The sequence below is a fragment of the Aminobacter sp. MET-1 genome (assembly GCF_026521175.1).
GTDB lineage: Bacteria > Pseudomonadota > Alphaproteobacteria > Rhizobiales > Rhizobiaceae > Aminobacter.
This window is the reverse complement of record NZ_JAMSHL010000009.1, coordinates 212,822-221,897: the sequence shown is the minus strand read 5'-3', so window position 1 is coordinate 221,897 and position 9,076 is coordinate 212,822. Positions and strand designations below refer to the sequence as shown.

8 protein-coding genes are annotated in these 9,076 nt (G+C 65.6%); 4 read left to right on the top strand and 4 right to left on the bottom strand.

Features of this window, described 5'->3' with window-relative positions:
* The coding region (locus tag NDO48_RS15440; RefSeq protein WP_267321745.1) for a TIGR02186 family protein at positions 1-216 on the top strand (216 nt) is incomplete at its 5' end.
* Positions 217-294: 78 nt separating this feature from the next.
* Here the strand turns inward: NDO48_RS15440 and pdeM are convergent.
* Complete coding sequence (pdeM, locus tag NDO48_RS15435) at positions 295-1,008, bottom strand: ligase-associated DNA damage response endonuclease PdeM (protein WP_267321744.1); 714 nt, start codon at positions 1,006-1,008, stop codon at positions 295-297.
* The gene (locus NDO48_RS15430) at positions 1,005-3,506 is read right to left on the bottom strand and encodes a ligase-associated DNA damage response DEXH box helicase (protein WP_018426436.1); all 2,502 of its coding nucleotides are present in this window, start codon (positions 3,504-3,506) and stop codon (positions 1,005-1,007) included. Before NDO48_RS15430 ends, pdeM begins: the two co-directional genes overlap by 4 nt.
* A 184-nt stretch (positions 3,507-3,690) precedes the next feature.
* Here NDO48_RS15430 and NDO48_RS15425 point away from each other — a divergent pair, with 184 nt between their 5' ends.
* Complete coding sequence (locus NDO48_RS15425) at positions 3,691-3,864, top strand: hypothetical protein (protein ID WP_018426435.1); 174 nt, start codon at positions 3,691-3,693, stop codon at positions 3,862-3,864.
* Here NDO48_RS15425 and NDO48_RS15420 read toward each other — a convergent pair.
* Positions 3,861-4,781, bottom strand: coding sequence for a methyltransferase domain-containing protein (locus NDO48_RS15420; protein WP_018426434.1), 921 nt, complete (start codon positions 4,779-4,781; stop codon positions 3,861-3,863). The genes NDO48_RS15425 and NDO48_RS15420 overlap by 4 nt on opposite strands.
* 75 nt (positions 4,782-4,856) lie before the next feature.
* Here NDO48_RS15420 and NDO48_RS15415 point away from each other — a divergent pair, with 75 nt between their 5' ends.
* Together NDO48_RS15415 and NDO48_RS15410 are read left to right on the top strand one after the other, a co-directional pair.
* Positions 4,857-5,867: a ligase-associated DNA damage response exonuclease gene (locus NDO48_RS15415; RefSeq protein WP_018426433.1), complete on the top strand. Its 1,011-nt coding sequence runs from the start codon at positions 4,857-4,859 to the stop codon at positions 5,865-5,867.
* Positions 5,868-6,189: 322 nt separating this feature from the next.
* The gene (locus tag NDO48_RS15410) at positions 6,190-7,788 is read left to right on the top strand and encodes a cisplatin damage response ATP-dependent DNA ligase (protein WP_267321743.1); all 1,599 of its coding nucleotides are present in this window, start codon (positions 6,190-6,192) and stop codon (positions 7,786-7,788) included.
* A 14-nt stretch (positions 7,789-7,802) separates the two neighbouring features.
* Here NDO48_RS15410 and NDO48_RS15405 read toward each other — a convergent pair whose 3' ends face one another.
* Positions 7,803-8,897 (bottom strand): hypothetical protein, encoded by a 1,095-nt coding sequence (locus tag NDO48_RS15405; protein WP_267321742.1) that lies wholly within the window; start codon positions 8,895-8,897, stop codon positions 7,803-7,805.
* Positions 8,898-9,076: the final 179 nt, after the last annotated feature.

Below are 9,076 nucleotides of genomic sequence, written 5' to 3'. Positions count from 1 at the left end.
AACGTGCCCGTCGGCACCCACAAGGCGCGCGCCTTCCTGTTCCGCAACGGCCTGTTCATCAAGGAAACCTCGACCCAACTCGCCATCGTCAAGTCGGGCTTCGAGCAGACCATATTCCGCTTCGCCTCCGACCACGGCTTCGGCTACGGCCTCTTTGCCATCGGGCTGGCAATGTTCACCGGATGGCTCGGAAGGATCATCTTCAGGAAGGATTGACGCGGCGGCGATCCAGCCTGGTCGCGCTTAAGCGTCGATCTCCGGCACTCGGCGGTTGAATGGCCGTCACGTCGGAAATCACCCCGGCCTGAGCAGCGACCCGGCAATCGGGTACACCCGGCTCGTCCCGATCATATACGCGGTAGGCGCGCCATCGCGGAACATGCCGCGATAGGCCCGGTCGAGCACGTTGAGCGAACCGGTGAAAGCGCCGAAGGCCGGCATCACCAGCCGTTCGCCATCGCTGGCAAAACAGCGGCGGCGGACCGAGCGGCCGCGCTGGACGATGCGCGCGCAAGGATGCAAGTGGCCAGCGATCTCGCCCGCGGCGTGGCCCTTCGACGGCTCATGGCGGAACACCAGGCCTGAGACCGCCAGCTCCTCGACTGTCTCGCCGGGCAAATCGGCCGGCGCGTCGGGATCGTGGTTGCCCGCGATCCAGAACCAGTTCCGGCCCTTCATCATCGCCGTCAGGCTGTCGCGAAACGGCTCGGGCAAGCGCGCTGCACCCTCACCGTCGTGAAAACTGTCGCCGAGGCTGACGATGATGCGCGGCGCGTAGTCCTCGACCACCTCGGCCAGGCGTTGCAGCGTCGCTGCCGTGTCGTAGGGCGGGATCAGCCGACCACGGCGGGCGTGCGACGAGCCTTTCTCCAGGTGCAGGTCGGAAACGACGAGCAGGTCGAGTTCTGGGAAATGCACCACGCCGCGCCAGTCACAAGCGGCGCGCACGCCAGCGATGGCGATGGTCTCGCAGCCTTCCCTGGTCAGATCGCGCGCGGCTATGTTCATGCGCTTCCCATCGCCTCTTCGATCAGGTCCGCTGCCTCGAGCAGCAGGGAGTCGTGCGCCTCGCCATTGACCGGCTCCTTGCCGATCTCGAGCATGACAGGCACCGCCAGCGGCGAAATCTGGTCGAGCATCTTGTGCACGATTCGCCCGCGGATGCGCGAGAGCATCTCAGCCAGTCTCCTGACATCGAGCAGCCCGCTCGCGGCATCCGCCCGTGTCGCCTTGAGCAGGATGTGGTCGGGCTCATGGCTGCGCAAGACGTCGTAAATGAGGTCGGCCGAAACCGTCACCTGGCGTCCGTTCTTTTCCTGGCCGGGGAAACGCTTCTCGATCAGCCCCGAAATCACGGCGCAATTGCGAAAGGTCCGCTTGAGCAGCCAGCTGTCGGCGAGCCAGGCCTCAAGATCATCGCCCAGCATGTCCTCATCGAACAGCTCGGCCAGCGACGGTTTTTTGGCCTTGAACATCGCGCCCAGATTGCCAAGCGCCCAGATGGCCAGAGAGTAGTCGGTGGCGACGAAGCCCAGCGGCCGCGCGCCCATGCGCTCCAGCCGGCGGGTCAACAGCATGCCGAGCGTCTGGTGTGCCAGACGGCCCTCGAAGGGATAGGCCACCATGTAGAAGCGTTCGCCGCGTGGGAAAGTCTCGACGAGGAGATCCTCCTTGCGCGGCAGCACCGACTTCTCCTGCTGGATGCGCAGCCAGTCAGCCACCTGCTCCGGCAGCGCCTTCCAGCGCGCGGGGTCGGCCAGCATGCCGCGCACCTGGTCGGCGAGATAGGTCGACAGCGGGAACTTGCCGCCGGCATATGACGGCACCAGCACGTTGCCGCTGCCGCCCGTCGACACATAACACTCGTTCTCGCGGATGCCCTCGAAGCGCAGCACCTTGCCGGCGAACATGAACATGTCGCCGATCGACAAGGTCTCGACGAAGTACTCCTCGATCTTGCCGAGCACCGGCCCGCCGCGCAGCGTCAGCGCGGCTGCGGTGCCCGCGCCCGATTTGCCCTTGGCGCGGGTGTAGCGCACGTTCAGCATCGGCGCTTCGATGATTGTTCCGACATTCAACCTGTATTGCTGGGCGATGCGCGGATTGGACACTCGCCACTTGCCGTCCTTGGTCTTGCGAATGCGGGCGTAACGTTCGTAGCTGCGCAGCGCGTAACCGCCGGTGGCGACGAAATCGACGACACGGTCGAAGCTGTCGCGGTCGAGCCCGGCATAGGGGGCGGCGCCCGTCACCTCGGCATAAAGCTCGTCGGCGTCAAAGGGTGCGCCACAGGCGCAGCCCAGCACATGCTGCGCCAGCACGTCGAGCGCGCCGTCGATCAGCGGCGGTGTGTCCTGCGCGCCGAGATAATTGGCCTCGAGGGCCGCCCGGCACTCCAGCACCTCGAAGCGGTTGGCGGGCACCAGGATCGCCCGGCTGGGTTCGTCCATCCGGTGGTTGGCGCGGCCGATGCGCTGGGCCAGACGGCTCGCACCCTTGGGTGCGCCGACATGGACGACCAGGTCGACGTCACCCCAATCGATGCCGAGGTCGAGCGTCGAGGTGGCGACGACGGCGCGCAACACATTGTCGGCCATCGCCTTCTCGACCTTGCGGCGCTGGCCGACGTCGAGAGAGCCGTGATGCAGAGCGATCGGCAGATTGTCGTCGTTGACGCGCCAAAGTTCCTGGAACAAAAGCTCGGCCTGGCTGCGGGTGTTGACGAACAACAGCGTCGTCCGGTGCCGGCGGATCGCGTCATAGACATCGGGGATGGCATAACGCGCCGAATGCCCCGACCACGGCACGCGTTCCTCGGAATCGAGGATTGTGATCTCGGGCCTGGCGCCGCCTGAGACAGTGATGAGGTCAGCCATCTCGCCTGGCGGGTGCTGCCGCACCAGCCAGCGCCGGAGCTCGTCCGGATCGGCCACCGTCGCCGACAGCCCGATCGTCTGCAGGTCGGGCACGAAGGCCCTGAGGCGCGCCAGCCCGAGCGACAGCAGGTGCCCACGCTTGGAGGTCACCAACGAATGCAGCTCGTCAAGCACGAGATAACGCAGGCCGTTGAAGAAGCGGTCAGCGTCGGGCGAAGCGATCAGCAGCGCCAGCTGCTCCGGTGTCGTCAAAAGGATATCGGGCGGCGACAGCTTCTGGCGAGCGCGCTTGTGCTGCGGCGTGTCGCCGGTGCGCGTCTCCATCGTGATCGGCAGGTTCATTTCGTCGACCGGCTTGCCGAGATTGCGCTCGATGTCGACGGCGAGTGCCTTGAGCGGAGAAATGTACAGCGTATGCACGCCGCGCTGCGGCTCGCCGGGACGTTTCTTCGGCCGCATCGCCAGATTGGCCAGCGCCGGCAGGAACCCGGCCAGCGTCTTGCCCGCGCCAGTCGGCGCGATCAGCAGCACCGAATTGCCCTGCTGGGCGCTGGCGAGCAGGTCGAGCTGATGGGCACGCGGCGACCAGCCGCGCTCAGCGAACCATCGCACGAATGGTTCCGGCAGCATGGCGGCGGTCGAATTCGTCTCCAGTCGCGCTTGGCTCGTCACGCCCCATGCCTAGCGCGGGGAACAGGTTACGCCAAGCGAAATCTGGAACAAAAAGGGATCAAGATACCCGGATCGCGGAGCAACAGGCTTGCATCCGAAGCACTGCCGTATCAGATGGGAAGCCAAATTCAGGACCACCCGCATGACCGACGCAATCTCCCACGAAGCCCGCATCAGCGAGTTGGAAAAACTCGTCCGCGACCTTCAGGCCCAGTTGGAAGCCTTGCAGCAACAGGTCTCCCCCACCGCCAAGCCGGCGGAAAAGCCGCTGCGCTCGCGCGGCATGCTGGGCAGCCCGAGCAGCAGCCGGCGCTAGGCCACCCGCTCGGTCACCACGATCAGGCCCTCGACCGGCTCGCGGCGGTCCTGACGGATAATCGCGGCGTCCAGCGACACCAGCTTCAGCCCGGCAGCGGCGATGAGGCCATGCACATAGGCTTCGGAATGGGCATAGCGGCGCGAGGCCTGCAACTCGAACGGCCCGGCACCCGAAAACTTCTCGACCGAAAAGGCAAAGATGCCCCCCGGCGCCAGCATCTTCATGACGCTGGCAAACACCCGGTCGAGCGCGCCGAGATACATGAAGACATCGGCCGCAGTGACGAGATCGGCCGTCTGCCCCACTGGCTCCAGCTCCTGCAAATCGGCCTTGATCAGATTGTCATAGACGCCCTTGTCACGCGCCTTGCGCAGCATCTCGGCCGAGATGTCGTAGCCGTCGAGGCGCTCCGCCACCGGCCGCAGCTTGACGCCCATCAGGCCTGTGCCGCAGCCGAGATCGACCGCATGCGCAAACGTGTTGTGCCCCGTAGCACCGATCGCCGCCGCCAGCAGTTCCGGCACGCGGTAATGCAACGTCTCGACCAGCGCGTGATCGAATTTTTCGGCGTACTGGTCGAACAGCGTTTCGACAAAGGCGCTCGGTGGGCTGTCGGCAGCCGCGGCTGCCCCGATCAGCTGCAGCTTGAGCGTGGCACCTGGCCGGTCGGCCGGCTCGAGCTTCAGTGACATGCGCCACGCCTCGGCGGCTGCCTCCTTCTGGCCGGCCGCTTCCTGCATCTCGCCCAGCCGGAACCAGCCCATCGCCCAGTTCGGCGCCAGTTCGAGCGCCCCAAGCATCAGTTCGGCGGCGGCGGCATGGTCGCCCGAACCAAACAGCATTTCGGCATAGTCCGCCCGCCGGTCGGCAAGCAGGTCGTTGGAAGAGAGCTGCAACGGCGTCAAGCGCGGCATCCATGATGAGGAGGATGGCGCGCATTACTGCCAAACCGGGCTTCCACGCAAGCGGCAAATGCCTATCTTGAGGGGATGCGGCCGAGTGACCTCCTCCATTCCCGTCCCGAAGGGCTCTACTGCTCGCCGGGCGATTTCTACATCGACCCGGTGCGGCCGGTCGACCGCGCGCTTATCACCCACGGCCATTCCGACCATGCCCGCCCGGGTCACGCCAAGGTGCTCGCGACGCGCGAGACGCTCGACATTATGGCGATCCGTTGCGGACCGGATTTTGCCGGCGCCAGCCAGGCGATGCCGCTGGGCGAGAAGATCAGGCTCGGCGACGTCACCGTATCGTTCCACCCGGCTGGCCACGTGCTCGGCTCGGCCCAGATTTCGGTCGAGCGCAACGGCATGCGCATCGTCGCGTCAGGCGACTACAAGCGCGCCAAGGACCCGACCTGTGCTGCCTTCGAGGTCGTGCCCTGCGACGTGTTCATCACGGAGGCGACCTTCGCCCTGCCCGTCTTCCGCCATCCTGACGCCTCCGACGAGATCGGCAAGCTTCTGAGGTCCACCAAGCAGTCTCCCGAACGCGCCCATCTCGTCGGCGCCTATGCGCTCGGCAAGGCGCAGCGCGTGATCAGGCTGTTGCGCGACCAGGGCTACGACAAGCCGATCTACATCCACGGGGCAATGACCAGGCTCAGCGAATATTACCAGAGCCAGGGTGTCGACCTCGGCGACCTCCGACCGGCAACCGTCGAAGACGCTGTCAAGGCCGATTTCGCCGGCGCCATCGTCGTCGCGCCCTCGTCTACTTTCGCCGACCGCTGGTCCCGCCGCTTCCCCGATCCGCTCGCCGCCTTCGCATCCGGCTGGATGCGCATCCGCCAGCGCGCCAAGCAAGGCGGCGTCGAACTGCCGCTCGTTATCTCCGACCACTCCGACTGGGACGAGCTGACCGCCACCATCACCGAAACGGGCGCCGGCGAGGTCTGGGTCACCCATGGCCGCGAGGAAGCACTGGTGCGCTGGTGCGAACTCAACGGGATCGCGGCACGGCCACTGCATCTGGTCGGGTATGAGGATGAGGGAGATTGATGGTGGACAAGCTTGCGCCTCTGCCTCCACGCCCCTGGCCTGTCGCGCCCGGCTGGGTTGCTCGAATTGTAGGAAGCGGCCAAACGGAAGACATCGCGGGACAGCGTCCCCCTCTGGCCTGCCGGCCATCTCCCCCACAAGGGGGGAGATCACGCTGTCATCGCCCGACCAGCCAATCACCGGCGTTGCAAGTTTTTTCGCTGCAGCGTCGCAAGACGAGCGCCGCCGGCGACGAGACTGATCTCCCCCCTTGCGGGGGAGATGGCCGGCAGACCAGAGGGGGGTGGGACGAAGCTCGCGCCTCAAGGCGAGCCTTCACCCCATGAACCGCTTCGCCGAACTCCTCGACCGCCTCGTGCTGACGCCGTCCCGCAACGGCAAGCTGAAGCTGCTCACCGACTATTTCCGCACCGTCGAAGACCCCGACCGCGGACTGGCCCTTGCCGCCCTTACCGGCGAGCTCGACATTGCCTCGGTCAAGCCGGCAATGCTGCGCCAGCTTGTCTCCGAACGCATGGACCCTGTGCTGTTCGGCTATTCCTACGATTATGTCGGCGACCTTGCCGAGACGGTATCACTGGTCTGGCCTGAGGCACCCGAAACCCGGCCCAACCACGACATCACGCTCGCCGAGGTCGTGCAAAAACTGCAATCCGCCAGCCGCTCAGACGGCCCGGCAGTGCTTGCCCGGCTGCTCGACCAGGCCGGGACCTCGGCCCGTTTCGCCATCATCAAGCTCGTCACCGGCGGGTTGCGTATCGGCGTCTCAGCGCGCCTCGCCAAGCAGGCGCTGGCCGACCTCGGCTCCGTCGACGTCGCCGAGATCGAGGAGCTGTGGCATGGCCTGACGTCACCTTACACCGGCCTGTTCGCCTGGCTGGAAGGCGCGGCACCAAAACCCGAGAAGGTGGCAAAGGCGCTGTTCCGGCCGGTCATGCTGTCCAACCCAGTCAGTGACGGCGACCTGGAAAAACTCGCCCCCACCGATTATGCCGCCGAGTGGAAATGGGACGGTATCCGCGTCCAGGCGGTGTCGGAGGGCGGTATCCGCCGGCTCTACTCGCGCACCGGCGACGATGTTTCCGGTGCCTTTCCCGACGTGGTGGCGGCGATGGATTTCGATGCCGCCCTCGACGGCGAGCTGCTGGTCGGTGTGCCGCGCCAAGCGACCGGCACCTTCTCCGACCTGCAGCAGCGGCTCAACCGCAAGACCGTGTCAGTCAAGATGCAGGACCGCTATCCCGCCTTCGTGCGCTGCTACGACCTGTTGCAGCTCAATGGCGAAGACCTGCGCGAGCTGCCCTTTACGACGCGCCGTGAGCGCCTCGAAGCCTTCATCGCCGCGCTCGACCCCGACCGCTTCGACCTGTCGCCGCTGGTCGCCTTCGACAGCTGGGATCAGTTGGAGGCGATGCGGCGCGAACCGCCGCATCCGATCATCGAAGGCGTCATGCTCAAGCGGCTGGATTCGCCCTATCTCGCCGGCCGCCCCAAGGGCCCGTGGTTCAAATGGAAGCGCGATCCGCACACGGTCGACGCCGTGCTGATGTATGCCCAGCGTGGCCATGGCAAGCGCTCGAGCTTTTATTCCGACTACACATTCGGCGTCTGGTCGGGCGCGGAAGGAGCGGAAGAGCTGGTACCGGTGGGAAAGGCCTATTTCGGCTTCACCGACGAGGAACTCAAACAGATCGACAAATATGTCCGCGACAACACCGTCGAGCGCTTCGGGCCGGTGCGTTCGGTGCGCGCCGACAGGTTGAACGGGCTGGTGCTGGAAGTCGCCTTCGAGGGCCTCAACCGCTCGACGCGCCACAAATCGGGCGTCGCCATGCGGTTTCCGCGCATATCGCGCCTGCGCTGGGACAAGCCGCCGGCCGAAGCCGACCGCATCGAGACGCTGCAAGCGCTGCTCGACTGAGTCGCGCAGCAAGCCTATTCGGTGACCGAGACCCTGATCTCGTAGATGTCGACGGCCTTGCCTTCCTTGTCGATGTCGGCGTTGATGGCGATCGAGCCGCCAGCGCCCGGCTGCTTGTCGGGCACGTCCATCTCGAACAGGTATTCGCCACGCTCGTAGCCAACGAGATAGCGCTTGCGGCCACAGTCGCCGAGCTCGCCGAAATTGCAGGCGACAGCCATCTGGGTTTCCTTGCCGTCCTCGGCGCGGGCGACGATGTCGAACACCGCATGCTTGCCGGCGATCTTTTCGAGAACGCCCTGGCCGATATCGAAGCTTATGGCCGAGCCTGTCGTGCCCGAACTGATGCGCAGGAAGCTGCCGGTGTCGTCCTTGGTCACTGCCGCAGTGGTGCCGTTGGGGGCGCTCACGTCGGCCGCGTCAGCAGGCGAGAAGACGGTGATCCAGTTGCGCGACGCGTCGACATCGCCGGGCTTCGCCGGGCCGACGCTGCCGGCGTTCGGCGAAAAATCTTCGCTCTCTAGCTGCTTGGGCCGATTGTGCACCGACGTGTCACGCTCTGCGGCCGACTTGAACAGGTCGGTCTGCACCCCCCACCAGACACCGATCGCGGCCATGGCCAGCACCGTCACGGCAAAGAACATCGCTGCAAACGGTCTGCGCCGCTCGGCACGACGGGCCTCGCGATCAGCCTTGCGGCGTTCGCGCCGGCTCAACTTTTCCATGGGTTTCGCCGGCGGCGGCATCGGCGCATCCGGCATGATGTCGGGAACGACTGGCGTCACCCGGCCGCCATTGCCGCCGATCGAAATGCTGGGAGCCCGACCGCCATTGCCATTCACTGCGACGTCAGGGGCCACATGCGGCGGTGCGACCGGCATTTCGGGTGCTGCGGGCGCGGCCGGCTGGAACTCCGATTCGATCTCGGCGATCTTCGCCTGCAGTCCCCTGCGGCGGTTGATCGCCACCTCGACCGTCATGGCCGGATTGGCCTTGAGCGCACGATCCAGCGCGGCAAAGGCCGCGCGGTACACCTTCTCGCGATATTCGCGGTTCTCGGGATCGCCCTTTTCGAAAGCGTTCCGGATCGCCTTTTCGATCGAATCCAACCGAAGTCCCTCTGCGCGGCGCCTGTTTCGCCGATGGTTAGCGACACAGACGGCATCAATCAACGGCGGTGCAGGCGTTTTGTCGCGAAACTGAATACAATGATGCCAATGGGGATGCTAACGGGGATGCCACAGATGATGCCAATCCGGATGCCGCCGAGCATTCCCCTAGTGTTCCG

Coding starts and splice junctions, on each gene's coding strand:
- NDO48_RS15430 (WP_018426436.1), bottom strand. CDS start 3,506: ATGCTGCCGGAACCATTCGTGCGATGGTTCGCTGAGCGCGGCTGGTCG.
- NDO48_RS15410 (WP_267321743.1), top strand. CDS start 6,190: ATGAACCGCTTCGCCGAACTCCTCGACCGCCTCGTGCTGACGCCGTCC.
- NDO48_RS15420 (WP_018426434.1), bottom strand. CDS start 4,781: ATGCCGCGCTTGACGCCGTTGCAGCTCTCTTCCAACGACCTGCTTGCC.
- NDO48_RS15415 (WP_018426433.1), top strand. CDS start 4,857: ATGCGGCCGAGTGACCTCCTCCATTCCCGTCCCGAAGGGCTCTACTGC.
- pdeM (WP_267321744.1), bottom strand. CDS start 1,008: ATGAACATAGCCGCGCGCGATCTGACCAGGGAAGGCTGCGAGACCATC.
- NDO48_RS15425 (WP_018426435.1), top strand. CDS start 3,691: ATGACCGACGCAATCTCCCACGAAGCCCGCATCAGCGAGTTGGAAAAA.